The organism is Pseudomonas sp. AM8, from assembly GCF_036346475.1.
In the GTDB taxonomy this organism is placed as follows: Bacteria; Pseudomonadota; Gammaproteobacteria; order Pseudomonadales; family Pseudomonadaceae; genus Aquipseudomonas; species Aquipseudomonas marginalis.
In genome coordinates this window covers 17,615-43,648 of sequence record NZ_JAOTNX010000022.1, presented here as the reverse complement: position 1 = coordinate 43,648, position 26,034 = coordinate 17,615, and the positions used below count along the sequence as shown (strand labels likewise).

Genomic DNA, 26,034 nt, shown 5'->3' with positions numbered 1-26,034 from the left:
GGGAGTCTCCCATGGCATTTCTCGAACCGTCTGCCCCACAGGGGCCCACTGCTTACCGTGCACCTACCGAGCCACGCAGTGCCTGGCTGGCCCTGGCCAGCGAGATCGACCCGGAGGTGGCCCGCTACTTTCTGGTGAGTGCGCGCTGCGGCTGTTTCATGCAGGCCGCGCGCAGCCTGAATATCAAGGCAACCCTGTTGCGCAAGCGCCTGGCCCAGCTGGAGGAGCACCTGCGCCATGCGCTGTTCAGCTACCAGGGCAACGGCCTGGTGCTCAGCCGCGACGGCCAGCAATTGCAGGCCCAACTGATCGCCCTGGCCCATGAGCGGCGCCTGCCGGTACTGGAACAGCCGCTGATTCGCCTGGCGGTGGCCGAGCCGATCCTGCACGACATCCTCGGCCGCGACCTGATCGCCTTGCTGCGCCGCAATGCCAGCGTGCGCCTGGAGATCATCTCCCTCGACAGCCACCTGTCCCTGCAGGCGGTGGACGTGGATGTGGTGCTGTGGCTGGCGGACACCGACGGCCCGGTGCCCGGCCCGAGCTTTGTCACCGAACCGCCGCGGGCGCTGGCGCGATTGCGGTACCTGCCGCATATCGCCAAGCGCTATTCACGCCTGACCACGCGCCCGGACAGCGTGGAAGACCTGGCTGACTACATGCTGGTGCAATGGCAGCCGGACGCCCAGGTCGAGGCGCTGCAGCCGTGGAACCAGGTGGTGCAACAACGCCAGGCGGCGGTGGTGCAGGTGCATGCCTATTCGCTGATGCTGGAGATGATCCGCTGCGGCGCCTGCATCGGTTTGCTGCCGCACTACATGAGCAGCTTCGACCGGGGGCTGGTGGCGTTGCCGGGGTTGCTGGCCGAGGACAGCATGCAGCGCCAGGTGTGGCTGGCGGTGAATGCGCAGGTGCGCCACCCCGAGGCGGTGCAGATGATCGTCGAGTTGATCGTCGGTACGTTCGAGGGGCGGCGGGAGTGGTTTGACTAGCGCAGCAGTGCCCGGCCAATGATCGCTCCCTTGCTCCGCATGGGAACGAAGGCGTTGCGTCATCGGGTTAACTGCGCCAGTCTTGGTCGCCTCGATCTCTGCGTATCAGCGACCCGCAATGCAAGCCACCCGCCTGACCTTGATCTGCCATGCCGCAACGTCCCTGCAAAAACAGGGGCGCTTTGCTGATGACGAGTCCGTTGCAATGGACTGGCAAGGCGCGGCGTTATCGCTGGCCAATCGCTACCCGAGAAAACCACGTTTGCTCTGCGCACCGGAGGTACGTGCCCGGCAGACGGCGGGTTTGTATGGCAGTGAAGCGGTCATTGACGACGCGCTGCGTGATGGCGATTTGGGACGCTGGAAAGGCCAGCGCCTCAGCCATCTCGACAGCGACGAGTTACAGGTCTGGCTGACCAACAGCGCCAGTGCGCCCCATGGCGGCGAGTCGGTCGATCAGGTGTGCAGGCGGGTGGCGCAGTGGATGCAAACCCTGGAGGCCCAACCTGGGCACATCGTGGCCATCACCCATCCCTTTGTCATCCGCGCCGCGTTGCTGCATGTCATGCAGTGCCCGGTGTCGATGTTCTACCGGATCGACGTCGAGCCGCTGTCCGCCACCGAACTGCGCTTCAACACGGTGTGGCGCCTGCGCCTGGAAACTCACGCCTGAGTGCGTGAACATGGCAAAATCCACGCCCCGCAATGAGAGCAACCCATGAAACGCATCCTGATCATCGGCATTGGCGCCGGCAACCCTGACTACATCACGATGCAGGCCGTGAAGGCGCTGAACCGCACCGACGTGTTTTTCCTGATGGACAAGGGCCAGAGCAAGAACAAGCTGATCGACCTGCGCCGTGAGATCTGCGAGACCTATATCACCGAACCCGGCTACCGCTTTGTCGAGGCCGACTGCCCCGAGCGCGTACGTGGCGAGATCGACTACACGACTGCTGTGCAGGACCTCAACCGCGACAAGCAGGCAACTTTCGAGCGCATGATCAACGAGGAAATGGCCGACGGTGAAGTCGGTGCGTTCCTGGCTTGGGGCGACCCGGCGCTGTACGACAGCACTATCCGCATCTTGCAGGCGATCCTGGCCAGTGGCCGCTGCGCCTTTGAATTCGAAGTGATCCCCGGTATCACCAGCGTGCAGGCCCTGGCGGCCCAGCATAAGGTGGCGTTGAACCGTATCGGCAAGTCCATCGAGATCACCACCGGGCGTCGATTGGCGGCGGGGCAGGCCAGCGATGCCGATACCCTGGTGGTCATGCTCGATGCGGAAGATTCCTACCGTACGGTGGCCGATCAGGACCTGGATATTTACTGGGGTGCTTACCTGGGCACGCCAGACGAGATCCTGATCAGCGGCAAAGTCAGTGAAGTGGCTGAAGAGATCGAACGGGTGCGCAAGGCGGCGCGCCTGGAGAATGGCTGGATCATGGACACTTACTTGTTGCGCAAACCCTGAGGTAACGTCCCATGCTCAAACTGCTTGCCCTCGCACTGACCCTGGTGGCCGGCGTTGCCCACGCTGATTCCGAGCTGCACACCGATTTGCCGCTGGCGTACCTGGAACAGACCCAGGGCGATGCGCGCAACGAGCCGCTGGTGATTTTCCTGCACGGGTTCGGTAGCAATGAGGAAGATCTGTTTGGCATCAAGGACGCGCTGCCGTCCACCTGGACCTACCTGTCGGCCCGTGCGCCGACGCCGGTGCAGCCGAATGGCTTTCGCTGGTTTACCAAGGCGCCGGGTGACGGTGACTACGATGGTGTGACCGCTGATTTGCAGAGCAGCGCCAAGCTGATCAAGGACTTTGTCGGCAAAGCCACCGCCAAGTATCACACCCGGCCTGACCGGGTGTTCCTGGTGGGGTTCAGCCAGGGCGCGATCATGTCGTATGAGGTGGCCTTGCGCGACCCGCAGCTGGTGCGCGGCATTGCGGCATTGAGTGGCAGCGTGCTGCCGGTGCTCAAGGCTGAGCTGAAGCCGGATGAGCGCTTGAACAAATTGGCGATCTTTATCGGCCACGGCACCCTGGACCAGGCACTGCCGTATGCGTCGGCGACGCGGGCGAATGAGGTGTTGGTGGGGCTTGGGTTGAAGCCGGAGTTTCATGGCTATCCGGGGATGAACCACACGGTCAGTGAGGTGGAAGTGCAGGATCTGAAGGCCTGGCTGGAAACGAATTTGAAGTGAGCGCGCTGAATAAAGGTGGGAGGGGGCTTGCCCTAATGCCAGTCAGCTAAGGCTTTTTGTAGGAGCGAGCTTGCTCGCGAAAAACTCACAGACGCCGCGTTCATTCAGGAAGCACGCGTTATCGTTGACGTTTTTCGCGAGCAAGCTCGCTCCTACAGGAGGCGATGTACGCTTAACTGACTGGCATTAGGGCAAGCCCCCTCCCACATTTGATGGGCGTTGTCAGGACTCTTTGTTATTTGCCGCCGGTAATCTGCTTCACCAGCTCTGCATGCCCCTTCGTATCATCGGCCCGCGAGATCGCCTGGATTACCAGCAAGTGGTTGCCGGAGCCGCCGAGAAACGTGGAGTTCAAGGTCTTGCCACCGCCCTGGGTGGCGGTGCTGTCCACCTGGCGCAGGCCGAGGCCCTTGAAGGTCAGTTTCTTCTCGCTCAGCTTCTTGAAGTCGGGCAGGGCAGCGCTCTGGTCCTTGACGAAGCCGGCCACGGCGCCATCGAGGAACTGCGGGTCGTTGTCCTTGATGCTCACCCCGTCGTTACGCACGGTTTCGGCGACGATCACCACGCTTTTCGTGGTCTGGTTGGCGTACATCGTGCCTTGGGTATCAGCGGTGCCGTCCTCGGCCTTGCCGGCCGGGAGGGTGTCGGCGGCGTAAGCCTTGGGCAGATTGAAGTTGAACTTACCGCCCAAGGTGGAAATGGTTTGCGTGGCCGGCTTGGCGACGGCGAAGACGCTGCCGGCGGTCAGCGCGAGGGCCAGCAGGATAGCGGTCTTGGTGAACGTGGCCATGAAGCGCTCCAGGGGTGAACGAGATTGCGGCACATTCTGTCAGAAAATTCGCAATATCGTTCGCCCTTAGCCTCACACCTTGTCGGACTCTTCCTCAAGCCGATCCATCTCAAACAGTCGCGCCAGTTCCGCCCGGGCTTCCTGGGCGGTTTGCATCACCTTGGCCGCATCGTCGTACACCGCGTGCTGGGCGGCGAGCACTTGCAGGTCGTGGTGCTTGAAGCGGGTGATGCGGGCATCGGCCTGGGCCTGGGTCAACCCAAGGCCCACCAGGGTGCGACGGCTCATTTCCAGGCTGGAGTAGAAGGTCTCGCGAACCGGCGAGGCGTCGAGGTCCACCAGGCGGTGCACGTGCTGGCGGTTACGCGCACGGGCGATGATCTGCATGTGCGGGTAGAGGTTGCGCACCAGTTCGGCGGTCTTGATGTTGATCTCCGGGTCGTCCATGGCGATCACGAAGAACTCGGCCTGGTCGACCTTGGCGGCGTGCAGGATCTCCGGACGTTGCGGATCACCGTAGAACACCGGCATGCCGCCGAAACTGCGGGTCAGCTCGATGGTTTCCACCGAGGTGTCGAGGGCGATGAAGGAGATGTTCTGCGCGCGCAGGATCCGCGCGACGATCTGGCCCATACGGCCCATGCCGGCGATCACCACGCGCGGCGCATCGCTTTCGATGGTGCGGTATTCCTCCGGTACTTCCACCGGCTTGACCTTGGGCTTGAACAGCTTGGGGCAGACCAGCAGCAACAGCGGGGTGACGGCCATGGACAGGGTGATGGTCAGCACTAGCACGTCGTAGAGGTGCGGTTCGAACAGGCCCTGGTCGCGGCCGATCTTGAACACCACAAAGGCGAACTCACCGCCCGCCGCCAGCACCACACCCAGGCGCAGGGCGCTTTCGCGGTTGAGATCACCTACCATGCGGCCCACGGCGTACAGCAGCGGCAGCTTCAAACCGATCAACAGCAGGGTCAGGCCGATCACCACCAGCGGTGAGCTGAGCAGCAGGCTGAGGTTGGCGCCCATGCCCACGCTGATAAAGAACAGCCCCAGCAGCAGGCCCTTGAACGGCTCGATCTGGGATTCCAGTTCGTGGCGGTACTCCGAGTCCGCCAGCAGCAGGCCGGCGAGGAAGGCGCCGAGGGCCATGGACACACCCACCAGTTCCATCAGCCAGGCGGTGCCGATCACCACCAACAGGGCGGTGGCGGTGGACACTTCGCGCAGGCCGGTCTTGGCGACGATGCGAAACACCGGCCGCAGAAGGTAGCGGCCGCCGATGATCACCACGGCAATACTGCCGAGGATCTGCAGGACGTGTTGCAGGCCCTGGGCTTCGGTGGTCGGATGATCGCTGCCGGCCAGCAGCGGCACCATGGCAATCAACGGGATCGCGGCGATGTCCTGGAACAGCAGGATCGCAAACGCCAGGCGCCCGTGGGGCTGGTTCAGCTCCTTGCGCTCGGCCAGGCTTTGCAGGCCGAACGCGGTGGACGACAGCGCCAGGCCAAGGCCGAGCACGATTGCGCTGTTCCACGACTGGCCAAACAGCCACAACGCCACCGCTCCCATGACCAGGCCGGTGAGCAGCACCTGGGCCAGGCCGACGCCAAATACCGCCTTGCGCATCACCCATAAACGCTTGGGCGACAGCTCCAGGCCGATGATAAACAGCAGCAACACCACGCCCAGTTCGGAGAACTGCGCGACGCTTTGCGGGTTGCCAATCAGGCCCAACACCGACGGACCGATGATCACGCCGGCAAACAGATAGCCCAGCACCGCGCCCAATTGCAGGCGCTTGGCCAGGGGCACGGTCAGCACGGCGGCGAGCAGGAACACCACGGCTGCTTGTAACAGATTGCCTTCATGGGGCATTGCGAACTCCAGGATCTTTAAAACCAATCGACAGGAGGGTATTAGAGCGCTTTTTACCTTTCGAAAATTGTGTTTTTGCTGCGTTTGAGGGGACAACACGCCAGTGTGTGTCTGGCGGCGGGCGGTTCACACCGGCTTGCGGTATAAACCCACGGCCAGGCCGACGATGATGATCGCAATCGAGATCAGGTCTGGCGCGGGAACGCGCTCGCCAATCAGCAGCATCGAACTGCTGATCCCGAACACCGGAATCAACAACGACAGTGGCGCCACCGTGGACACCGGGTACAGCTTGAGCAACGAGTTCCAGCCCCAGTAGGCAAAGTGCGTCGCCAGGTACACCTGAAACAGAATGGACAGGATCGCAATGATGTCGAGGCTGGATTGCAAACCTTCGAACGGCGCGCTGCCATGCATCAGCCAAGCCATGAGAAATAACGGGATCGGCGGAAACAGGCTGGCCCACACCATGAACGAGAAGACCTCAGTGACCCCCGACTTCTTGATGATGACGTTACCCACGCTCCAGGCCAGCGCACTGAGTACGATCAACATCACACCCAGCACTGCGTGGCTGCCTTCTCGGGTGGAGATGATAGCTGCCAGGCCGATCAGGGCCATAAATGCACCCGCCATTTGCGTCCCGCGGAGTGTTTCCCTGAACAACACGCAACCCCAGCCCATGGTGAAAAATACGCTGAGTTGAATGATCAATGACGCGATGCCGGGGCTCACACCCCTCTCGATGCCATAGTTGATCACGCCCCACATGCCCAGCCCGAAGATGACGCCGTAGGCGGCCACGTAGCTGAATTTGACGGCGGGGCGCTTGATGAAGAACACCAGCGGCAGGGCGGCGAGGGAAAAGCGGATGCCCGTGAGGACAAAAGGGTCGACCGAGCGCAGGCCGAGTTTGGTGATGGGGAAATTCACCCCCCATACCAGGGTGACGAGCACGGCTAGCGCTAGGTGTTTTTTCAGCATGGAATGTTCCCTTGGTCATGACGCTTTTTCGAGGGCGTTGATGTTAGGGGAGCGGCGGGTTGGCCCGCTTGCTATGCAAGGCCATCTTTTGACAGAATCGGGCCATGATTCCGACCTTTGATTCCGCCAGCCCAGAAGCCGTGGTAACGCTGCGCGAATACCCTTGCGGCACCGTCTTTGAGCGGCACACGCACTCACGTGGGCAGTTCGCCTATGCCTCCACCGGCGCGCTGAAAATGTTCACCGATCTCGGCAACTGGGTGGTACCGCCGCAACGGGCGATCTGGGTGCCGGGTGGTGTGCCCCATGAAATGCATATGCGCGGGGATGTGGTGATGCTCAATACCTACCTGGACGCCGATGCCGCTAAGCGGGCGCGGTTGCAGGACCGCTGCCAGGTGTTTGAAGTGTCGCCCCTGCTCAGGCATTTACTGGAGGCGGCGCTGGCTATCGACTCCTCGGCATTACCCAGCGTGAGGCATCACTGCGTGCTGACGCTGTTGATTGATGAAATCGGAGCCATGCCCGAGCTGCCACTCAGCGCGCCATTGCCGTGCGAGCCGCGGCTGGCGCGAGCGTGTCAGCGCTTCCTGGATGCGCCCACGCAGAAAATCACCCTCGACGAGATGGCTGATTGGTCGAACATGAGTCGGCGCACCTTCACCCGCCATTTCTACGAGGGCACGGGGATGACGTTCGTGTCCTGGCGCCAGCAGGTGTGCCTATTGGAAGCCACCGCACGGCTAAGCCATGGCACGTCCATCACCGATGTCGCGTTCGAATTGGGGTTCAGCAGTTCCAGTGCATTCACCTCCGTGTTCCGGCGCAACCTGGGGGATTCGCCGGCGCGCTACCTGGCCAAATCAAAGGCTGCGGCGCAGTTCTGAGCCTTCGCGACCGCCACGCCGGTCAGGATTCACCGTTCTACAGGCCTCCCTTTGTTATTATCGCCGTCCCTCGTTACCAGGAGTCACCGGCCCATGCAGCACCAGTGGGATGAAATGCACCGCACCCGCAAGCCCACGTTCGTATTGTGCGGCGAGCCTCAGGGCGATGTGCTCAATCTCTATGTTCACGGTTACTCGGCGTTCTTTAACCGGCAACAGCTGGGCAATTTCAAGCAACAGCTGGCGGGTATCGAGGGTTCGACCAACCTGATGCTGTTCTGGCCGGCGGGGCATTTTCTGGAAAACCTGTTTGCGCCCTTCAAGGAGGTGATCGCCGCGATGCTGGGTGGTGGCAGCATCGGTGCCGCGACCGTCGGCGTGGGCAAGGCGATTGCCTATTTTCTCGACCACTACAAAAGCGTCGAGGCGCGGGTGGAGGAAGTGGCCAGGAGCTTACTGCCGGAGCTGGCCAGCTACCTGCATGGCGAGGCGCTGCAGGTGCGGCGTATCAACCTGATCGGGCATTCCCTGGGGGCGCGGATTCTGGTCAAGAGCCTGCTTGCCAGCCCGGATACCGCACGGGAACTGCCGTTGGACAACCTGCTGTTGATGGGCGGAGCGATCTGTACGTCCAGCCCTTGGGATGAGGTGTGTGCGCCGCTCAAGGGGCGGGTGATCAATTGCCACTCCAGCAAGGACTGGGCCCTGGCCATGAAGCCGGACACCGAGCGGTGCATCGGCCGGTATGCGATCCCGGTGACGCCGGCACTCAAGGCCAAGGTTACCAATGTGCACCTGGCTACCTTTGATCATGCCGCGTACTGGCCGCAGTTGCAGACCGTGGTGCAGTACACCGACCTCTTGCATGAGCGGCGCGGCGTGATCCGCGCCGACCAGCGCAGCAGCGAGGTACGCTTTGCCGAAGAGGACACCGACTTGCTTGCGGCCCTGGTGCAGGCGCGGCCGGAGGAGCTGGCGTTCCTGGCCGAATTGATGGCGCAAAAGCGCAGTGCGTCGATTGACGCCACGGTACGCGAGCCGCTCAAGCTGGCCATCGAGTTGCAGCGCATGGGCGGCGACAGCTTTATGAACCTTGCCCGTGGCCATGGCGTGAACTATCGGCAGATTGCCGAAGAGGTGGCGCAGCGACTGGGAATCAAGTTTGCCGAGCCCGTTGAAACGGTGGCACTGGCTGACCTCGAAGCCCAGGTCGCGGAAAAACTGCTCGAGCAGTACAAGGACAAACTCAGCCACGCCGACCGCCAGGTATTCGACGCTGAACTCAAGGCGGCGGCGCAAAAGGAGCTGGGTCTGTTCAGCCGTTTCGATGTCGGCCGAACAGCCACTACGGCGTTGAGCGGCACGGCGCTGGCCGGGTTGACCGGGTTTATCCTGCGTCGTGGTGCGGCCTCCGCGATCCCGGTGGTCGGCCAGGCGTTGGCGGCGGCGATGTTGCTGGTGAGCGGTGTACGGGCGTTTTCCGGCCCGGCGTACTCGATCACCACCCTGGCCGTGCTGGTGATCGGGGTGATTCGCCAGCGCATGGAGCGTGAAGCCTTGAACCAGGAGATGGACCTGGTGGTACAGGTCGTGGAGGCGTTTGACCTGCCTCGGGAGACGGTGATGCGCACGGTTGCGTCCGACTGATAAGCTGAGCCCCTGTCGAGTATGTTTGCCTGGGATACCGCGTGAAATTCAGCCTGCCGAAAATCGCTACCGCTCCATTCTGCCCGCCGGAAGTGGCCGGCTCCGTTGCCGTCGACCCCAAGGCGTCCTTCTTCAAGCGCATCCTGATGTTCGCCGGCCCCGGCCTGCTGATCTCCATCGGCTACATGGACCCAGGCAACTGGGCCACGGCCATCGAAGCCGGGTCGCGCTACGGCTACAGCCTGTTGTTCGTGGTATTGCTCGCCAGCCTGGCGGGGATGGCGGTGCAGTGCCTGTGCTCGCGGTTGGGTATCGCTACCGGCAAGGACTTGGCGCAACTGTGCCGTGAGCGCTACAGCAAACGCTCCGCACGCACCCAGTGGGTGCTGGCGGAAATCTCCATCATCGCCACCGACCTCGCCGAAGTACTCGGCTGCGCCCTGGCGTTTCACCTGCTGCTGGGCGTTTCCCTGACCACCGGTATTGTCATCACCGCCTTCGATACGCTGTTGGTCCTGGCCCTGCAAAACCGTGGTTTTCGCCGCCTGGAGGCGATCATGCTGGCGCTGGTGGCGACCATCGGCGTGTGTTTCTTCATTGAGCTGGTGCTGATCAAACCGTATTGGCCGGATGTGTTCAGTGGCTTCACCCCATCCCTGTCGGCCATCAGCGATGCCGCGCCGTTGTACCTGGCCATCGGTATTCTCGGCGCCACGGTGATGCCCCATAACCTCTACCTGCACAGCTCGATCGTGCAAACCCGCCTGATCGGCAAAGACCTCGCCAGCAAACAGGACGCGGTCAAGCTGGCCCGGATCGACACCATTGGCTCCCTGGCCCTGGCACTGCTGGTCAACGCCGCGATCCTGATACTCGCCGCCTCCGCCTTCTACAAGACGGGGCACACTGAGGTGGTGGAGATCCAGGACGCCTACCGCTTGCTCGACCCGCTGGTGGGCGGCGCCTTTGCCAGCATCCTGTTCGGCATCGCCTTGCTGGCGTCCGGGCAAAGCTCGACCTTTACCGGCACCATCGCCGGGCAAGTGATCATGGAGGGCTACCTCAACCTGCGCATTCCCTGCTGGCAACGCCGCCTGATCACCCGTGGGCTGGCGCTGATCCCGGCGTTTCTCGGGGTGTGGTTGATGGGCGACCAGGCCATTGGCAAGCTGCTGATCCTCAGCCAGGTGGTGCTCAGCCTGCAGTTGCCGTTTGCGTTGTACCCGTTGATCCGCATGACCGGCGACAAGCAGCTGATGGGGCCGTTCGTCAATCGTCTGCACACTCGGGTGTTGGCGTGGTTTCTGTTTGCGCTGATCAGTGGCGCCAATGCGTGGTTGATTGGGCAGTGGGTGTTCTGAGTTCCAGGCCGTGGGTGCGGGCTATACCAGGATTGCCAAGGATGTGTACTGGGCAATCTGCGTGTCGGCGGTCAATAGTCTCATCGGTTCACTGATGGCTGTCGCTACGATAAGCCGATCAAAAGGGTCTTTGTGATGAGGCTCAAGATCCTTGACGGCAATCGCGTGTTCCGAGGTGATGGGCAGTTCGACGAAACCGCTTTCAAGGCAGTACTCCCGGATTTCGTCCAGGTCTGCATCGAGTTTTCCAAGGCCGACCTTGATCGCCATTTCCCAGGAGGTTGCCGCGCTGACGTAGATCTCTGCGGCATTCTCGATCAGTCGTCGGGCTTTGCTGGATAGCTTCGGGTCGTCAGTCAGTGCCCAGAGCAGAACATGGGTATCCAGCAGCACCCTCATGGATGGCTGCCCTCAAACGCATCCAGCAGATCGGCTGGCAGGGGCGCATCAAAGTCCTCGGGGACAACGAGCTTTCCTTTCATCGCGCCAATTCGCTGACCTTTGGATTTCCCCACGGGGACGAGTTGCGCCATCGCACGTCCATGCTTGGCAATGGTGATAATTTTGCCGGCGGCGGCGTCATCCACCAGTTTTGACAGGTTATTCTTTGCTTCGCCCAAGGGTACGGTAATCATGAGGTGCTCCGCGTATTTTGGCCAAATATAGCCAAAACTGGGTGAGCTATCCAAGACGAGCCGACCGCTGGTTGCCGCCGCACGTTCAGCGCGCGACGGCTTTGGGTACATGAAAACCATAGCATCTCTCCAAAAAGACATCGCCAAAGTCTGCCCCAATGCACCCGGTCCAAAATAGAGTGGCCCGTTAAATCAGACCGAGCCTACTTTTACTACTCGGAAAATTCCTCAACCGCTCATCGATCCCAATACGGCACCGTCCCAAAACACTTCACAAAATAATCGATCACCGTGCGCACCTTCAGGGACAGTCGTCGGCTCCCGGGCCACAGCGCAGCGATCTGCTGCGGCTCCAGCGTGGTCGCCACTTCATATTCCGTCAGTACCGCTTGCAGGGTGCCAGCACGCAGGCCTTCGCCGATCAGCCAGGACGGAAACACCACCAGGCCCAGGCCTTGTTCGGCGGCGTGGGTGAGGGTGTCGGCGTGGTTGCCGGTGATCGGGCCCTTGACGCTGTAGGGTGTCCAGTCGCCCTGGCCTTTGCGGAAGAACCAGCGTTGCTGGCCGGTGATGCCCTTGTAGGCCAGGCACTGGTGATGGAGCAGTTCCTCGGGGTGCTGGGGCGTGCCCTGGCGGGCCAGGTAGGCGGGGCTGGCGGCAAGGCGAAAGCGCTGGGGGGCGAAGATGCGTGCCTGCATGCTGGAGTCGTTGAGCACGCCGATACGGAACAGCAGGTCGGTGCCGTCTTGCAGCGGGTCGACGAAGGTGTCGGTTTGCTGGATGTCCAGTTGCAGCTTCGGGTAGCGCCGGCATAACTCGCCCAGCCACGGTGACAGGTGACGCTGGCCGAACACCATCGGCGCGTTGATGCGCACCAGGCCGCTGGGTTCGCTTTCCTGTTCCTGCAGGGCCTGGCCGGCGGCTTCCAGCTGTTCGAGCATCAAGCGCGCGTGTCGCCCCAGCAGGCGCCCGGCTTCGGTGGGGCTCACCGCGCGGGTGTGGCGGTAGAGCAACTGCTGGCCGAGGGCCTGTTCCATCAGTTGGATCTGCCGGGAGATGGAGGAGGGCGCCAGGCCTTCGCGGCGAGCCACTTCGGAAAAGCTGCCGTGATCCAGCACCGCGACGAACAGGCGCAGCGCCTTGAAACTCAATTCATTCAAGCCCTGCATCAGGCCTCCGGGTTGTGCGTAGTGCGCAAAGGTGTTGTCGGCATACTCCCATTTATCGCACAGGCAGGCCACCGGATAATGCGCGCCATGTTTCCTTTATTGACGCGCAGGTGATGTATGCAGGCCAGTTCTATCGAGGGTGTGGCGCAAGCCAGGCCAAAAAACAGCCTTTTACGGTTGCTGTTGTTGCCGCTGGTGATCCTGGCGGGCATGGGCCTGTCGGTGGAGGCCGGGTTGCTCGGGCCATTGGGCGTCCAGGTGGGGCATTTATGGGCAACCTTGAGCATCTTCGGCGTCGGCTCGGCGATTCTGTTTTTGCTGCTGCTGTTCAGCGGCCCGCAGAAGGGCCCGGCGTTGTCCGAGTTGCCGCGCTGGCAACTGATCGGTGGGTTCCTGGGGCCGATGTATGTGGTGGTGCTGACCCTGGCCACGCCGCACATCGGTATTGCCATGACCATGATCGCGATTTTGTCCGGCCAGGTGGGCAAGAGCGTGCTGATCGACCATTTCGGCTGGTTCGGCACCGCACGCAAACGGGTCAATGGCGAGCGCTGGATAGCCCTGGCGTTGATTGTGGCGGCACTTGTTCTGATTGCACGAGGGTAAGGCGATGAATCTGATTCTGTTATTGGTGCTGGTGATTGCTGCCGGTGCGGTGCTGAGTGTGCAGGCGGCAATCAATGGTCGTCTCGGCCAGGCGGTGGGCGTGTTGCGCAGCAGTCTGCTGACGTTCGCAGTGGGCGCGCTCACCACCGCGCTGCTGATTTTCTTCTTCGAACCGGCCCAGGTCCTCAGCCTGCTGGACGTGCCCAAATGGCAACTGACCGGTGCATTGTTCGGCGTGGTGTACATGATGGTGATGGTCGGGGCCGTGCCGGTGGTCGGTACTGCAGTGGCAACCGTGGCCGTGATCACAGGGCAATTGGGCATGGGCATGCTGATCGATAACTTCGGTTGGCTGGGCAACCCGGCTGTCGAACTGTCGAGCAGCCGCATCCTGGCGATGGTGTGTCTGGCTCTGGCCTTGGTGTTCATGTACCGCAGCAATACGCGCACCGACTGATGGTTTGAACCATCGCCGAGGCCTGGCAGTCACTGCTTAAGGTGCCGGCAACCGCCGCACCGGACGACCATGAAGAAGGAGTCTGGCCATGCCTGATCAAACCTGTGCCTGCCCACATTGCAAGTGTGTGCTGGGCGTCGATGCGGTAATGAAGGACGGTAAGGGCTATTGCTGCCAGGGCTGCGCCGAGCACCATGCCCATGGCGAGCCTTGTGCGGCGGCGACGGGGTGCGAGTGCGCCAAGTCGGCTAAAGGCTGAATACGTTCGCAGGGAGCCTGAATAGCGGGCTCCCTGCGTATCGATTACTGGGGTTCCAGCTCCAGGCGCAGGCTGTGGTCGGACAAGCGCCGGCTGTCTTTTACCACGCCGCTGGTTCGTCGACCTTCGAGGGCCAGCACCAGGGTCTGCGCATCATGCAAATCGTCCGGCAGCGGCTGGAACACCTTCAGCACCAGCCAGCCGGGCTTATGCTGCACGCTCACCTGGCACTCGACATGCTTGGCCAATGGCCCGAACAACGTGTCCCGGGTGTAATCGATGCGCGCCTTGCCGTTGATTGAATCCATGCTCATTTCTCCTTGATCAAGCCTGGGCGCGCGCATCCGAGCGGCGCCATTGAACGTTTTTTATGCCGAATTTCTCGGCCTGTTCCTGGCTGGTTTTCTTCACCCGCTCGCGGGCGAAACGGCCGATACGGCCCACGCCGGCGTCACAGCTTGCCCAATGCCAGGCCTCCAAGGTATCCAGCTTTTCCAGACGAATAATGAATGACTTGGCTTCCTCATGAAGGGTGTAGTCGATCACAAACAGTTTTGCGTTATTCATTGGCCCCTCAACCCTGGTGGTGTAAGCAAGTGATCGCCCTCGGCGGCAAAAATTCACTCGGATTGTCCGGCGGTGGTCATTACCATGGCGGCTGACTCCCGATAGATGTGCTCCCCATGGCCCTGGCCGCACCCCCCGACCTCAGTGATCACGCCGTCCCCGTGCAACCCTTGGCGCGCACCTACCCGCGTGGCCTGTACGTGGAGCCCCATCGCCACGACTGGGGCCAATTGCTCTATGCCATGAGCGGCGTGATGTGGGTCGAGACGCCTCGTGAAGCCCTGGTGGTACCGCCCCAGCGCGCGGTCTGGCTGCCGCCGGGCGTGGAGCACGGCATCCGGGTGGTGTCGGATTTGCAGATGCGCAATATCTACTTGCGTCCGGCCTTGGCGGCGACATTGGACAGCCAGGTGCAAGTGATTGAAGTCGGTGGGCTGCTGCGTGAGTTGATCGTCACGCTGGTGGAACAGGGCGACAGCGGTGACGAGGGATATTACGCCGCCTTGGTCGGCCTGGCCCTGCTGGAGTTGCAACGGGCACGCCGCTCGCAGATCCGTATCGCCATGCCGGTGGAGGCCGATCGCCGGCTGATCAGCGCGTGCCAGGCGGTCATGGCGGCGCCGTCCCTGGAGATTCCTTTCGAGCAGCATGCGGAAGCGGCAGGTGCCAGCGTGCGCACCTTGGCGCGACTGTTCCAGCACCACCTGGGCATGGGCTTTGCCGAATGGCGCCGCCAGGTGCAATTGGCCACGGCGGTGGCCGAGCTGATCCAGGGCCAGTCGGTCAGTGCTGTCGCGCGTTCCCTGGGCTATTCGCCGAGCAGTTTCAGCGACATGTTCCGGCGTGAACTGGGGATGGCGCCTTCCCAGTACGTGAGTTGGCCGAAATCCTGAAGCCCTTGGCCGATGCTGCCGGGATGGGCTCCCTACACTAAGCCCATCAATCCAACAGGCGTCGCCCCCATGAGTTACCTGATCTCCCTTGGCATTGGCCTTTTTGTCGGCGTGATCTACGGCGCCCTGGACTTCCGCTCGCCCGCACCGCCCGCCATTGCGCTGGTGGGCCTGATGGGCATGCTGCTCGGCGAAAAACTCTGGCCCATGGGCCGGCAGTTGGTCAGCGGTTGGTTGTCCTGATTCCTTTTCTCCCTTCGATGGATACTGGCAATGAAAGCACTGCAATTTTCCACCACTGGCGACCTTGCCGCCCTGAGCTTCGTCGACGTCGCGACGCCGGTGCCGGCCGCCGATCAAGTGCTGGTACGGATCAAGGCGGCGGGCCTCAACCCCAGCGACGTGAAGAACGTACTCGGGCGTTTCCCCTACACCACCGTGCCGCGCATACCTGGCCGCGACTTCGCCGGCGTGGTGGTGCAAGGTCCGCAGGCGCTGGTGGGGCAGGAGGTCTGGGGCACCGGTCGCGACCTGGGCTTTTTCGCCGACGGTTCCCACGCCCAATACCTCACCGTGTCGGCCAAAGGCGTGGCGCACAAACCTGCCCACCTGAGTTTTGCCCAGGCCGCCAGCCTGGGTGTGCCCTACATCACGGCCTGGGATGCGCTGCAGCGCAGTGGCGTGGACAAAGGCACGTGCTTGCTGGTGATCGGCGCCAATGGGGCGGTGGGCAGCGCGGCATTAGCCTTGGGGAGGGTCCTGGGTGCGCAGGTGTTGGCAGCGGTGCGCAAGGCTGATCAGGTCGAGGTATTGCAGGGGCAAGGGTTCGACGCGATTGCGTTGGGCAAGCCCGAGGCGCTGGGCGCGCAGGTCAATGCGGTGTTCAAGGGCGGCGCCGATGTGATCTTCGACACCACCGGTTTCTGGCTGCCGGCGGCCGTGGCAGGCCTGGCGCCGTTCGGTCGCATCGCGATCATTGCCGCGCCGGTGGACGGTCACGTACAACTGCCGGCCCTGGCCCTGTATCGCAAGGGCGGCTCGGTGGTGGGGATCAATTCATTGCTCTACAACTGTGAGCAGTGCGCGGTGATGCTGGAGCAGTTCGGACGTTTTTTCGACGAAGGCTTGTTGCCGCTGCCCACCGGCCTGCGCGAGGTGGCGCTGGTCGATGGGGTGCAATGCTATGGGGAGGTGAACCAAGGCAGCGCGGACAAAATCATCTTCCTGCCTTGACACTTTTTGAGCGGCACTAGGCTTCTGGAACGCCTTTTTTCCAGGCCGACCAGTTGTTGAGGATCGCCTGTACCAGCGGGTTCCCCGTGCGGTACAGGTTTTCCAGCGCCGGTACGAACCCGCCCTGGTCGGCGTATTTGAGCAGGTTGTCGACTTCGCTGTAGCCGGGGTATGGGCGGTCGAAGTCCGAACCGGCACGTACGACGGCCAGGCGCTGGATGTCCACCAACCCCTCGCGACTGGCGCGCAGCAAGGCTTCGTACGTGGAGTTGTCTTCCTGTTGGGTGGTGCAGTACTCGCCTTTGTTATCCGTGAGCAACTTGGTCCACACCTCGGCGCGTTCGCTCAGGCGCGTACCGGAGAACCAGGTATTGCCCGCCAGGGTGTCGCAGCGGGTGACTTGCGGCGGCTGGTTGGCGGGCGCGGCGGGGTAGTGTTTGCGCCAGGCGGCGGACTCTTTGCTTTCCGTAAGTTCGACTGTGTGCGACAGGGCGAACGCCTTGGCCTGCAGCTTGGGGTTCAGTTCAAACACTTCGGTCTTGTAGTCCAGCGGCGGCTTTTCGTTGGGCCCCTTGGTGTTGATGCCAAGGTAGCCGGTCGGCCAATCCTTGGGCGCATCCCGCGAATCCAGCTCCCACTGGGTGCCGAACTCCACCAGGTAGTGGGCCCAGGCGGCAGTGCCGATGGTGCCGTGTTTCGGGCTGATCCCGGCAATCCCGGCGATCAGGAAATAGCTCTGGCGTAGGTCGAACTTGGGCGACAACGCCAGGGCCAGGGTGGACGCGGCGGCGTTGGTCTGGCCCATGCCGGTCACCAGCAGGCACACGTCCCGGGTGTTGCAGCGGATCACCGGGTATTCGGCGGACAGGCCCGGCACGCGCACTTCCTGCTTGAGTTCCAGGCGGTCGATCCAGGTTTGCGCCTCGGGGGCGAACATGGTGATCAGCATCACCTTGGGCTTGATGGGGGCAGCAGAATCAGCCAGCACTACATGGGGCAGCAGGGCAAGGCCGACGGCCAGCGAAAGACGGGTAAATGTATTCATCTAATACTCCTTGATCAGAATTGGTAGCCCACGCCGGCGTAATAACCCCAGCCGTCGGAGCGGGCGCGGAAGTTACCCTCGCCGAAGTTCAACTCACTGCCGTCTTCCCAGTTACCGCCGTTATGAAAATAACGACCGACCAGGGTAAAGCGCAGATGGGTGAAGGAATACAGCAGCACGTTGGTCGCCACCAGGGCGTTGGCGGTGCGCGCCGGGTTGTCCTTGTGCAGGTCCGAGCCGAAATCGTAGTTGGTGAAACCGATATAGGTCAGCGAGGCGCCGTTGTCGAACTTGCCGATGGGCACGATGTATTTCATCTGCGCGCGGTAGCCATCCCAGGAATACTCATTGCTGGCGCCGTAGTTTTCCCACTGGTAACGCCCGTAGAAGTTCGCCGACAAGTTGACTCGCGAATGGGTGTCGATGTCCGTACCGAGGCCGCTGTACAGGGTGTTGGCGCGGTTGGCCTTATTGCTGCCGTGGTCGTAGATCCAGTCGAACGCCACATACCATTCCTTGAACGGGCCGATGGCCAGGCTGCGTCCGGCCAGGTAGTCGATGGAGATACGCGGCTCGTGCTCCATGAAGACCGGCGAGCCATGGTCCCACGCGCCTTTGTCGTTACTGTTGCCGATACCGAGGATCTTCGGCACGTCGATGTAGCCGTACAACTCGAAGGGCCCCTTGCGGCCGAAGTACTCGTATTCCAGGTAGACATCATCCTGGGGCTTGGGGCCGAAGCTGATGTCTTTACTGCCGATCAGTGTCAGATCCTGGTTGAACCATTCCGACAGATAGACGCCTTTTTTCGCCGGGCTGGCCTCAGGGCTCAGGGTTTCGCCCTGTGCTGAGTCATCCACGGATTTTTCCTGCGCCAAAATGGGCGCGCTGAGTACTCCCGTTACGGCGGCCAGTAGCAAGGAAACACCAAAGCAGGCACGGGGCTTTGAGGTGGGGTGCATTGAAAGTCCCTATTCGTACGCGGTTTGAACCCGATTCATCGGGTCGTGGTGAACTTGGTGGTCAAGTTCGTACCGCAAACGGTTGCACAGGCTGTACCAACTTTGCTTAATGGATTGAATGTCATGGAAAAAAGCCGAATTACTCGACCTTTTGATCAGAAATGACTGGGTGTCATTTTCTCGATGGGGTTGAACAGGTGTATCGGCGGTTCGCGGCGATATTCACTGGGCGTCTGGTGCATCTCGATCCGAAAGTGCCGGTTGAAGTTGGACAGGTTGGCGTAGCCCACTTCAAAACAAATATCCGCCACCGACATCTCGCTTTGCAGCAATAACCGACAGGCGCGTTGCACGCGGAATTTGCGCATCAGGTCGATAAACCCATGGCCCGTGTTGCGCTTGAAGAAACGTGAGAAGCCCGGTTCGCTCATGTCCAACTGTTGGGCGATGACCGAGAGGCGCACGTCGCCGGTGAGTTCGCGCATCAGGTAGTCGAAGGCCTTGTTGATGCGCTCGGCGCTGCGTGCGTCCAGGGTCGGGGCGTAACAGGGGCTGGCCAGGGCCTTTACCTGCTGCGCCGGAGCGTTTTTCAGGCTGTCGAGCAGTTGCAGGAACAGGGTCAGCCGTTGCAGGCCGTGGGCGTTGCCGATGGCCTCCATCAAGCGTGCGGCCTGCACGGCGGTGTCGCCGCTGAATTCCAGGCCGCGCCGGGCCTGTTCGAACAGCGCGTGCAAGTCGCCGAGTTCCGGCAGGGTGTCGCGCAGGGCGAGGAGGGCGGCGCCGTCGAATTGCAGCACCACGTCACGGCCGGCCAGGTGTTCGCCGGGCGCCAGTTCGCCGATCCAGTCGTGGGGCAGGTCCGGGCCGATCAGCGCCACATGCCCGGCACTGAACGCCCCGATATAGTCGCCCGCCACCAACTTGCCGCTGCCCTGGCGAATCAGGTGGATTTCGAATTCGGGGTGGTGGTTCCAGCGCGCCAGATCGTAAGGGTAGTCGTGTTCGAACCAGCGAAAGCAGTGCTGCGGCTCGGGCAGGATCACCTCAAGCTCGGCGGGGCGGTGTTCGAACAGCTTGGCGCGACTGACGGGCATGGTGATGCCTCTTCTATGGGTGCAGTCGCCTCAAAATACGCGGGTGGCACTACCTGCGCTACCCCCGGTTTCGCCCGGCACTGATACTTTTTTGATCCTGAACCAGCGGTTAAAAAAGTATCAGCCGCGCATGCGCCATGCGTTTGTGAGGGCTAGGCCCAAGCTGCTGTAATCGGCCCTCAACAACAAAAACAACAGGTGGAAACCGCTATGTCCAAGATTCCGCAAGCGTTGTTCCTGCTTTCCGGCCTGGCCTTGGCTTTGCCCAGCCAGGCAGCCGACACCGTGACCATCGCTACTGTCAATAACAGCGACATGATCCGCATGCAACGCCTCTCCAAGGTGTTCGAGCAGCAGCACCCGGACATCCAGCTCAACTGGGTGGTGCTGGAAGAAAACGTGCTGCGCCAGCGCCTCACCACCGATATCGCCACCCAGGGCGGCCAGTTCGATGTGCTCACCATCGGCACCTACGAAACCCCGCTGTGGGGCGCCAAGCGCTGGCTGGAACCACTGACCCAATTGCCGGCCGATTACGACGCCGACGATATCTTCCCCTCGGTGCGCCAGGGCCTGTCGGTCAACGGCACCCTGTATGCCTTGCCGTTCTACGGGGAAAGCACCGTCACCTACTACCGCACCGACCTGTTCAAGCAGGCCGGCCTGAGCATGCCGGCGCACCCGACCTGGACGCAGCTCGGTGAATTCGCCGCCAAGCTCACCGACAAGAACAACGGCCAATACGGCATGTGCCTGCGCGGCAAGGCCGGTTGGGGCGAGAACATCGCGCTGCTGAGCACCATGGCCAACGCCTTCGGTGCGCGTTGGTTCGATGAGCAGTGGAAGCCTGAGTTGACCAGTCCCGAATGGACCGCCGCCGCCAACTTCTACGTCAACACCCTCAAGCAATACGGCCCGCCCGGCGTGTCCAGCAACGGCTTCAACGAAACCCTGGCGTTGTTCAACAGCGGCAAGTGCGCGATCTGGGTCGATGCCAGCGTCGCCGGCTCCTTCACCACCGACAAGAGCCAGAGCAAGGTCGCCGACAGCGTAGGCTTCGCCGCGGCCCCCACCGAAGTCACCGACAAAGGCTCCTCCTGGCTGTACGCCTGGTCGCTGGCCATCCCGGCCACGTCCAAGCACAAGGACGCCGCCAAGGCCTTTATCGCCTGGGCCACGTCCAAGGACTACATCCAGTTGGTCGCCGATAAAGAAGGCATCACCAACGTACCGCCTGGCACCCGCCAGTCCACCTATAACGCGTCGTACCTCCAGGCCGCACCGTTTGCCCAGGTGACCCTGGAGATGATGCGGCACGCCGACCCCGCGCACCCGTCGGCCAAACCCGTGCCGTACGTGGGCATCCAGTACGTGACCATCCCCGAGTTCCAGGCCATCGGCACGTCCGTCGGCAAGCTGTTCTCGGCGGCGTTGACGGGCGGCATGTCGGTCGAGCAGGCGTTGCTCCAGGCGCAGTCCACCACCGAGCGCGAAATGAAACGCGTCGGCTATCCCAAATAATGTTCAAAGGACACCCTGCCTTATGAAACGACTCGAAGGTAAGAGCGCGCTGATCACCGGCTCGGCGCGCGGGATTGGCCGCGCGTTTGCCCAGGCCTATATCGCTGAAGGCGCGACCGTCGCCATCGCCGACATCAACCTGCAGCGGGCCCAGGCCACCGCCGCCGAACTTGGCCCGCAGGCCTACGCGGTGGCGATGGACGTCACCGACCAGGCCTCCATCGACAGCGCGATTGCCGCCGTGGTCGCCCAGGTCGGCAAGCTCGACATCCTGGTCAACAACGCGGCGCTGTTCGACCTGGCGCCCATCGTCGATATCACCCGCGACAGCTTTGATCGGCTGTTCTCGATCAACGTCGCCGGCACGCTGTTCACCCTGCAAGCCGCCGCCCGGCAGATGATCCGCCAGGGTCACGGCGGCAAGATCATCAACATGGCCAGCCAGGCCGGGCGGCGTGGCGAGCCGTTGGTGGCGATCTACTGCGCGACCAAGGCGGCAGTGATCAGCCTGACGCAATCGGCGGGGCTCAACCTGATCAAGCAGGGCATCAACGTCAACGCCATTGCCCCGGGCGTGGTGGATGGCGAGCATTGGGACGGGGTGGATGCGTTGTTCGCCAGGCATGAAGGCCTGGCGCCTGGCGAGAAGAAGCGGCGGGTGGGGGCAGAGGTGCCGTTCGGGCGGATGGGTACGGCCGAGGATTTGACCGGGATGGCGATCTTCCTGGCGTCCAAAGAGGCTGACTACGTAGTGGCGCAAACCTATAACGTGGATGGCGGTAATTGGATGAACTAAGCCATACACCGCTCAAAATGTGGGAGGGGGCTTGCTCCCGATGGCGGTGGATCAGTCACTCTATTTGCTGACTGTCACACCGCTATCGGGAGCAAGCCCCCTCCCACAGTTGAACGGCATCGTTCTTGAAAAGGGTGCCTAGTCGGCAAAACTGCGATCAAAGAAGTAAACCGCCCCAGGCTTCAGGTTCTCCACCGTCGCCTGGGGCCTGCCGCCTTCACCCTGCTTCTTGCGCCCCGTCTCGCGCAAATATCCCGCCTCCGTCAGCTTCAACAAGCGCTGGCGAATACTGGTCTTGAGCACCGGCCGCTCCAGCACCAGGGAAAAGATCGTGGTCGCCTCCGGCGCGCTGAACTCATTGCCCAGGAACATCAGCGGCAAGCTGCTGTACAGCGACTTGGAAAACAGGCGTTCCTGCACGGCCGCGACGATGCTGTTGTGATCGAACGGCAACTTGATGCTGCCATCGGCCACCGCCTGCAGCGGGAACCAGCCTTGATGCTCACTCGGCGCCACCTCATTCGCGACGATCGCCAGGTAGTACGTTGACGACGACCAGCAACGCGGATCGCGAAACGCATCGCCCACCGTGCCCACTTGCTCGCTCCAGGCCAGCTCCAGGCCGACCTTGCTGCTGGCGCGTAAGCGTTCCACCGCATCCTGGAGGCTCAGATCTTGCACGCCGCCATTCACCACCACCCCCGGCAACGCCCAATGCCCGGCGAAGGGCTCGGCTTCGCGCTTGTTCAGCAACAACTGGAGTTCTCCGGCGGCGCGGCAGTAGCACAGCACGCACAGGTCGACGGTATGGAGGTAGGGGCTAAGGGGCATGTGACGTCCTTCTGAACAGCGGTGGGGCACAGTCTAACGGATCGAACAGATATGTCATGTACCTGCGTCAGGATAGATAAATAAATGTTTCTTGCAATGAAAGTACATGACGTGTACTTTTGTTTCCAGGCCACAGGAGAACCGCCATGACCCTTGCGAAAACTGCCATTGCTTCATTCGACGTCGATGCCCAGAAGAGCTTCACGCCGCTGTGCCCCAACGAGTTGCCGGTGGCCGGCGGTGACCGGATCGGTGCCGAACTCAACTACATGGCCAGCCTCGCCGGCCACCGCGTCGGCAGCAAGGACGCCCACACCCCGCACGCACCCTGGGTGGTCATGCAGCACAGCGAGATGCTCCAGCCCACTGGCCTGGTACACGCCGATGTGACCTGGGTCAGCCACTGCGTACCCGGCACCGAAGGCTTTACCTTGCTCGACGAGTTGCCCACGCCCTATGACTACGACTACTTCATCTGGAAAGGCGTCGAACCCGACCTGCACCCCTATGGCGCCTGCTATCACGACCTGCACGACAAACTCTCCACCGGCGTGATCGAGTACCTCAAGGCCCAGGGCGTCAGCCGCGTGATCGTCGGCGGCCTGGCCCTGGACTACTGCGTCAAGACCTCCGCCTTGCAACTGCTCAAGGCCGGCCTGGAGGTGGTCCTGCACCTGCCGGCGTGCCGGGGAATCAGCGAGGAGGGCGGTGTACAGGCCGTCAATGAGTTGCTCAAGGCCGGTGCCGTCATCAGCAGCACCCGCGAAGAACTGGCCGCGATGGCCACGCGTTAAGGAGATACACCATGGAAAGTGCCTACAACTACGAAGCCCCGGTGATCCAGGGCCTGCTCGACACCGACTACTACACCTTCACCATGATGCAGGCGGTGTTGCACCAGCACCCGAATGTCGATGTGGAATACAACTTCATCGTGCGCTCCAAGGAAAAACTCGGCCACCTGATCCCCGAGTTGCGCGCCGAGCTTGAGAACATGGCCGGCCTGCAGATGCGTGAGGGCGAGCTGCGCTTTCTGTTCAACCCACGCTTTCGCGAATACCTGACCCCCGACTACGAACGCTTCCTCGGTCTGTTCCGCTTCAACCTGCGCTATATCCACGTCAGCGAAGTCGACGGCCAACTGAACATCCGCGTGGTCGGGCCGATGCTGCACTGCATCATGTTCGAGCAACCGGTACTGGCGCTGGTCAGCGAGCTGCGTAACCGCGGCAAATACCCCGACGTGACCCTGGAAGACGTCACCCGCAAGCTCTACCAGAAGTTCGACTGGCTGGAGAAAAACCTCAGCCGCGACGAGTTGGCCGACCTGCGTGTCTCCGATTTCTCCACGCGCCGGCGCCTGTCGTTCAAGGCCCAGCGTGAAGTGGTGGACATCATGCGCCGCGACTTCCCCGGCCAGTTCGTCGGCACCAGCAATGCGCACCTGGCCTATGAATTCGACTTGCCGCTGATCGGCACCATGGCTCACCAGTGGATGATGGTGCACCAGCAACTGGGGCGGTTGCGCGAAAGCCAGAACGCCGGCCTGGAAAACTGGGTGCATGAATACCGTGGCCGCCTGGGCATTGCCTTGACCGACACCATCAGCACCGATTTTTTCCTCAAGGATTTCGACCTGTACTTCGCTAAGCTCTATGACGGCCTGCGCCAGGACTCCGGTGATCCCATCGCCTGGGCCGACAAGGTGCTGGCCCGCTACAAACAGCTGGGTATCGACCCGATGACCAAGGACCTGATGTTCTCCGACGGCCTGAACTTCGAAAAGTGCCTGCCGATCCTGCGGCACATCCGTGGCAAGGCCAGGTTCGGTTTCGGCATGGGCACCAGTCTGGCTTGCGATGTGGAAGGCGTCGAGCCGCTGAGCATCGTCATGAAGCTGGTGCGCGTACACGGCGAACCGGTGGTGAAGTTCTCCGATGACCCGGTGAAGAACGTCTGCGAAGACCCCTCGTTTTTGCAGTACGCAGCGAAGGTATTCAATGTCGGCAACGTGGAGGTGTGACATGCAGGAACGTATCGTGCAGGAACTCAACATCGATCGCACATTGGTGAAGGGCGGTGAAGCCCAGGAAATCCAACGGCGCCTCGACTTCATCAAGACCACCTTGCGCCATTCAGGCTGCAAGGCCCTGGTACTGGGCATCAGCGGTGGCGTCGACTCCCTCACCGCTGGGCGCCTGTGCCAACTGGCGGTGGAGCAACTGCGGGCCGAGGACTACGCCGCGCGCTTTATCGCCATGCGCCTGCCCTACAAGACCCAGGCCGATGAGAGTGACGCCCAGGCCTCGCTGGATTTCATCACCCCGGACCACATCGACACCCTGAACATCGCCGCCAGCGTCGACGGCCTGATGGCCAGCCTCAGCGCCACCGAAGCCAGCGCCGCCCAGGTGGATTTCATCAAGGGCAACGTCAAGGCCCGCACCCGCATGATCGCCCAGTACGCCGTGGCCAACCTGCACAACGGTCTGGTGGTCGGCACCGACCATGGCGCCGAAGCATTGATGGGCTTCTTCACCAAATTCGGCGACGGCGCCTGCGACCTGGCACCGCTGTCGGGCCTGACCAAGACCCAGGTGCGCCTGCTGGCCAGTGCCCTTGGCGCCCCGGCGAACCTGGTGCACAAGCAGCCCACTGCCGACCTCGAAGAGCTCGCACCGGGCAAACTGGATGAACAGGCCTATGGCTGCACGTACGAAGAGATCGATGCGTACCTGATGGGCGAGCCGGTGAGTGAGCGGGTGAGGGACATCGTGGAACGCGCCTACCTGAAGACCGCCCACAAACGTGCGTTACCCATCGCCCCATGATCGTTCCACGTAGCGTGGGAATGATCAACTCGCCGTCTGCAAGTAACTGTGCATCGCGTCCACCCGTGCTCGGGTCTTGTCGGTGGTCGGCGTAGTCGGGCTCGACGGAATCTGGTCGCCTTCTTCCAATGCCGGTGCCTGAGCCTCGGCGGCCAGAAACAAGGCGTTGAGTTTCTGCGCCCGTTCCGGCTGGTCATTGCGTGCGACCACGCGTGCGGCCACGTTGAGCAGCACCGCGCCTTCCTTGGACTGTGCATATTCCATCGGCACGCCGAGCCGTTTCTGGGTGGCGACCTGAGTCGGGGTGATGCTGAAGATCCAATGTGGGCCTCGGAACCCGCGCCTGATGGCGATCCACACATCATGCAAAGCACAGGAAGATAGGATC

General features: G+C 62.1%; 30 protein-coding genes and 1 pseudogene. 18 read left to right on the top strand and 13 right to left on the bottom strand.

The window, feature by feature from the left end; translation table 11 throughout:
• Positions 1–11 precede the first annotated feature (11 nt).
• The 4 genes from V3W40_RS32790 (at position 12) to V3W40_RS32775 (ending at position 3,197) form a co-directional block, all read left to right on the top strand.
• A complete protein-coding gene (locus tag V3W40_RS32790) occupies positions 12–992 on the top strand; it encodes a LysR family transcriptional regulator (protein WP_065939816.1) in 981 nt (326 codons plus the stop codon).
• Between the two features lie 118 nt (positions 993–1,110).
• Complete coding sequence (locus tag V3W40_RS32785) at positions 1,111–1,665, top strand: histidine phosphatase family protein (protein ID WP_330216410.1); 555 nt, start codon at positions 1,111–1,113, stop codon at positions 1,663–1,665.
• Positions 1,666–1,710: 45 nt separating this feature from the next.
• Positions 1,711–2,466, top strand: coding sequence for a precorrin-6A synthase (deacetylating) (cobF, locus tag V3W40_RS32780; protein WP_330216409.1), 756 nt, complete (start codon positions 1,711–1,713; stop codon positions 2,464–2,466).
• An 11-nt stretch (positions 2,467–2,477) separates the two neighbouring features.
• Positions 2,478–3,197 carry an alpha/beta hydrolase gene (locus V3W40_RS32775; RefSeq protein ID WP_065924379.1) on the top strand — a complete coding sequence of 240 codons (720 nt, stop codon included), beginning with the start codon at positions 2,478–2,480 and terminating at the stop codon, positions 3,195–3,197.
• 235 nt (positions 3,198–3,432) lie between these two features.
• Here the strand turns inward: V3W40_RS32775 and V3W40_RS32770 are convergent, their stop codons facing one another.
• The 3 genes from V3W40_RS32770 to V3W40_RS32760 form a co-directional block, all read right to left on the bottom strand.
• Positions 3,433–3,987, bottom strand: a complete 555-nt coding sequence (locus V3W40_RS32770) for a hypothetical protein (protein ID WP_330216408.1) — start codon at positions 3,985–3,987, stop codon at positions 3,433–3,435.
• Positions 3,988–4,059: 72 nt separating this feature from the next.
• The gene (locus V3W40_RS32765; RefSeq protein ID WP_065949041.1) at positions 4,060–5,868 is read right to left on the bottom strand and encodes a monovalent cation:proton antiporter-2 (CPA2) family protein; all 1,809 of its coding nucleotides are present in this window, start codon (positions 5,866–5,868) and stop codon (positions 4,060–4,062) included.
• Positions 5,869–5,994: 126 nt separating this feature from the next.
• The gene (locus tag V3W40_RS32760) at positions 5,995–6,852 is read right to left on the bottom strand and encodes an EamA family transporter (protein ID WP_137213016.1); all 858 of its coding nucleotides are present in this window, start codon (positions 6,850–6,852) and stop codon (positions 5,995–5,997) included.
• Positions 6,853–6,956: 104 nt separating this feature from the next.
• Between V3W40_RS32760 and V3W40_RS32755 the strand changes: the two genes are divergently transcribed.
• From V3W40_RS32755 to V3W40_RS32745, 3 genes are all read left to right on the top strand, one after another.
• Entirely contained in the window at positions 6,957–7,739 is a 783-nt protein-coding gene (locus tag V3W40_RS32755; RefSeq protein WP_330216407.1) for an AraC family transcriptional regulator, read from the top strand.
• 93 nt (positions 7,740–7,832) lie between these two features.
• Positions 7,833–9,386, top strand: a complete 1,554-nt coding sequence (locus tag V3W40_RS32750; protein WP_065924384.1) for a DUF726 domain-containing protein — start codon at positions 7,833–7,835, stop codon at positions 9,384–9,386.
• A 41-nt stretch (positions 9,387–9,427) separates the two neighbouring features.
• Entirely contained in the window at positions 9,428–10,747 is a 1,320-nt protein-coding gene (locus V3W40_RS32745; RefSeq protein ID WP_065924385.1) for an Nramp family divalent metal transporter, read from the top strand.
• 21 nt (positions 10,748–10,768) lie between these two features.
• Here the strand turns inward: V3W40_RS32745 and V3W40_RS32740 are convergent, their stop codons facing one another.
• From V3W40_RS32740 to V3W40_RS32730, 3 genes are all read right to left on the bottom strand, one after another.
• On the bottom strand, positions 10,769–11,146 hold the full coding sequence (locus V3W40_RS32740) for a type II toxin-antitoxin system VapC family toxin (protein WP_330216406.1): 378 nt from the start codon (positions 11,144–11,146) through the stop codon (positions 10,769–10,771).
• Positions 11,143–11,502 (bottom strand): type II toxin-antitoxin system Phd/YefM family antitoxin, encoded by a 360-nt coding sequence (locus V3W40_RS32735; RefSeq protein ID WP_330216405.1) that lies wholly within the window; start codon positions 11,500–11,502, stop codon positions 11,143–11,145. Before V3W40_RS32735 ends, V3W40_RS32740 begins: the two co-directional genes overlap by 4 nt.
• 116 nt (positions 11,503–11,618) lie before the next feature.
• A complete protein-coding gene (locus tag V3W40_RS32730) occupies positions 11,619–12,551 on the bottom strand; it encodes a LysR family transcriptional regulator (RefSeq protein ID WP_065924407.1) in 933 nt (310 codons plus the stop codon).
• 117 nt (positions 12,552–12,668) lie between these two features.
• On the opposite strand from V3W40_RS32730, the gene V3W40_RS32725 reads away from it, so the two are divergent.
• The 3 genes from V3W40_RS32725 to V3W40_RS32715 all read left to right on the top strand — a co-directional run bounded on the left by V3W40_RS32725 (position 12,669) and on the right by V3W40_RS32715 (position 13,873).
• Complete coding sequence (locus V3W40_RS32725; RefSeq protein WP_027607513.1) at positions 12,669–13,157, top strand: DMT family transporter; 489 nt, start codon at positions 12,669–12,671, stop codon at positions 13,155–13,157.
• A 4-nt stretch (positions 13,158–13,161) separates the two neighbouring features.
• Complete coding sequence (locus tag V3W40_RS32720; RefSeq protein WP_065924387.1) at positions 13,162–13,614, top strand: DMT family transporter; 453 nt, start codon at positions 13,162–13,164, stop codon at positions 13,612–13,614.
• Between the two features lie 88 nt (positions 13,615–13,702).
• A complete protein-coding gene (locus V3W40_RS32715; protein ID WP_074846300.1) occupies positions 13,703–13,873 on the top strand; it encodes a metallothionein in 171 nt (56 codons plus the stop codon).
• 44 nt (positions 13,874–13,917) lie between these two features.
• On the opposite strand, the gene V3W40_RS32710 is transcribed toward V3W40_RS32715, so the two are convergent.
• Together V3W40_RS32710 and V3W40_RS32705 are read right to left on the bottom strand one after the other, a co-directional pair.
• Entirely contained in the window at positions 13,918–14,181 is a 264-nt protein-coding gene (locus V3W40_RS32710) for a hypothetical protein (RefSeq protein ID WP_027607511.1), read from the bottom strand.
• Between the two features lie 16 nt (positions 14,182–14,197).
• Positions 14,198–14,440, bottom strand: coding sequence for a DUF6555 family protein (locus V3W40_RS32705; protein ID WP_065924388.1), 243 nt, complete (start codon positions 14,438–14,440; stop codon positions 14,198–14,200).
• Positions 14,441–14,556: 116 nt separating this feature from the next.
• Between V3W40_RS32705 and V3W40_RS32700 the strand changes: the two genes are divergently transcribed.
• The 3 genes from V3W40_RS32700 to V3W40_RS32690 all read left to right on the top strand — a co-directional run bounded on the left by V3W40_RS32700 (position 14,557) and on the right by V3W40_RS32690 (position 16,566).
• Positions 14,557–15,333, top strand: a complete 777-nt coding sequence (locus tag V3W40_RS32700; protein WP_065924389.1) for an AraC family transcriptional regulator — start codon at positions 14,557–14,559, stop codon at positions 15,331–15,333.
• A gap of 69 nt (positions 15,334–15,402) precedes the next feature.
• Positions 15,403–15,576: a DUF1427 family protein gene (locus V3W40_RS32695; protein WP_330216404.1), complete on the top strand. Its 174-nt coding sequence runs from the start codon at positions 15,403–15,405 to the stop codon at positions 15,574–15,576.
• Between the two features lie 30 nt (positions 15,577–15,606).
• Complete coding sequence (locus tag V3W40_RS32690) at positions 15,607–16,566, top strand: quinone oxidoreductase family protein (RefSeq protein WP_330216403.1); 960 nt, start codon at positions 15,607–15,609, stop codon at positions 16,564–16,566.
• Positions 16,567–16,582: 16 nt separating this feature from the next.
• Here V3W40_RS32690 and V3W40_RS32685 read toward each other — a convergent pair whose 3' ends face one another.
• The 3 genes from V3W40_RS32685 to V3W40_RS32675 all read right to left on the bottom strand — a co-directional run bounded on the left by V3W40_RS32685 (position 16,583) and on the right by V3W40_RS32675 (position 19,667).
• On the bottom strand, positions 16,583–17,611 hold the full coding sequence (locus tag V3W40_RS32685) for a purine-nucleoside phosphorylase (RefSeq protein WP_065949037.1): 1,029 nt from the start codon (positions 17,609–17,611) through the stop codon (positions 16,583–16,585).
• Between the two features lie 14 nt (positions 17,612–17,625).
• Positions 17,626–18,573 (bottom strand): nucleoside-specific channel-forming protein Tsx, encoded by a 948-nt coding sequence (locus tag V3W40_RS32680; protein WP_065949036.1) that lies wholly within the window; start codon positions 18,571–18,573, stop codon positions 17,626–17,628.
• Positions 18,574–18,728: 155 nt separating this feature from the next.
• Positions 18,729–19,667: an AraC family transcriptional regulator gene (locus tag V3W40_RS32675; RefSeq protein ID WP_065924393.1), complete on the bottom strand. Its 939-nt coding sequence runs from the start codon at positions 19,665–19,667 to the stop codon at positions 18,729–18,731.
• Positions 19,668–19,877: 210 nt separating this feature from the next.
• Here V3W40_RS32675 and V3W40_RS32670 point away from each other — a divergent pair, with 210 nt between their 5' ends.
• Together V3W40_RS32670 and V3W40_RS32665 are read left to right on the top strand one after the other, a co-directional pair.
• Complete coding sequence (locus tag V3W40_RS32670; protein ID WP_330216402.1) at positions 19,878–21,188, top strand: ABC transporter substrate-binding protein; 1,311 nt, start codon at positions 19,878–19,880, stop codon at positions 21,186–21,188.
• Between the two features lie 22 nt (positions 21,189–21,210).
• On the top strand, positions 21,211–21,984 hold the full coding sequence (locus V3W40_RS32665; protein WP_330216401.1) for an L-iditol 2-dehydrogenase: 774 nt from the start codon (positions 21,211–21,213) through the stop codon (positions 21,982–21,984).
• Positions 21,985–22,122: 138 nt separating this feature from the next.
• On the opposite strand, the gene V3W40_RS32660 is transcribed toward V3W40_RS32665, so the two are convergent.
• A complete protein-coding gene (locus V3W40_RS32660; RefSeq protein WP_330216400.1) occupies positions 22,123–22,815 on the bottom strand; it encodes an NUDIX hydrolase in 693 nt (230 codons plus the stop codon).
• 146 nt (positions 22,816–22,961) lie between these two features.
• Between V3W40_RS32660 and V3W40_RS32655 the strand changes: the two genes are divergently transcribed.
• Genes V3W40_RS32655 through nadE form a run of 3 tightly spaced genes read left to right on the top strand, consistent with a single transcriptional unit; the run spans position 22,962 to position 25,646 of the window.
• Complete coding sequence (locus V3W40_RS32655) at positions 22,962–23,609, top strand: nicotinamidase (RefSeq protein WP_330216399.1); 648 nt, start codon at positions 22,962–22,964, stop codon at positions 23,607–23,609.
• 11 nt (positions 23,610–23,620) lie between these two features.
• A complete protein-coding gene (gene pncB / locus V3W40_RS32650) occupies positions 23,621–24,838 on the top strand; it encodes a nicotinate phosphoribosyltransferase (protein ID WP_330216398.1) in 1,218 nt (405 codons plus the stop codon).
• A gap of 1 nt (position 24,839) precedes the next feature.
• A complete protein-coding gene (gene nadE / locus V3W40_RS32645) occupies positions 24,840–25,646 on the top strand; it encodes an ammonia-dependent NAD(+) synthetase (protein WP_330216397.1) in 807 nt (268 codons plus the stop codon).
• 30 nt (positions 25,647–25,676) lie between these two features.
• Here the strand turns inward: nadE and V3W40_RS32640 are convergent.
• Positions 25,677–25,964, bottom strand: a pseudogene (locus V3W40_RS32640) (ABC transporter substrate-binding protein); the annotation flags it as partial.
• Positions 25,965–26,034: the final 70 nt, after the last annotated feature.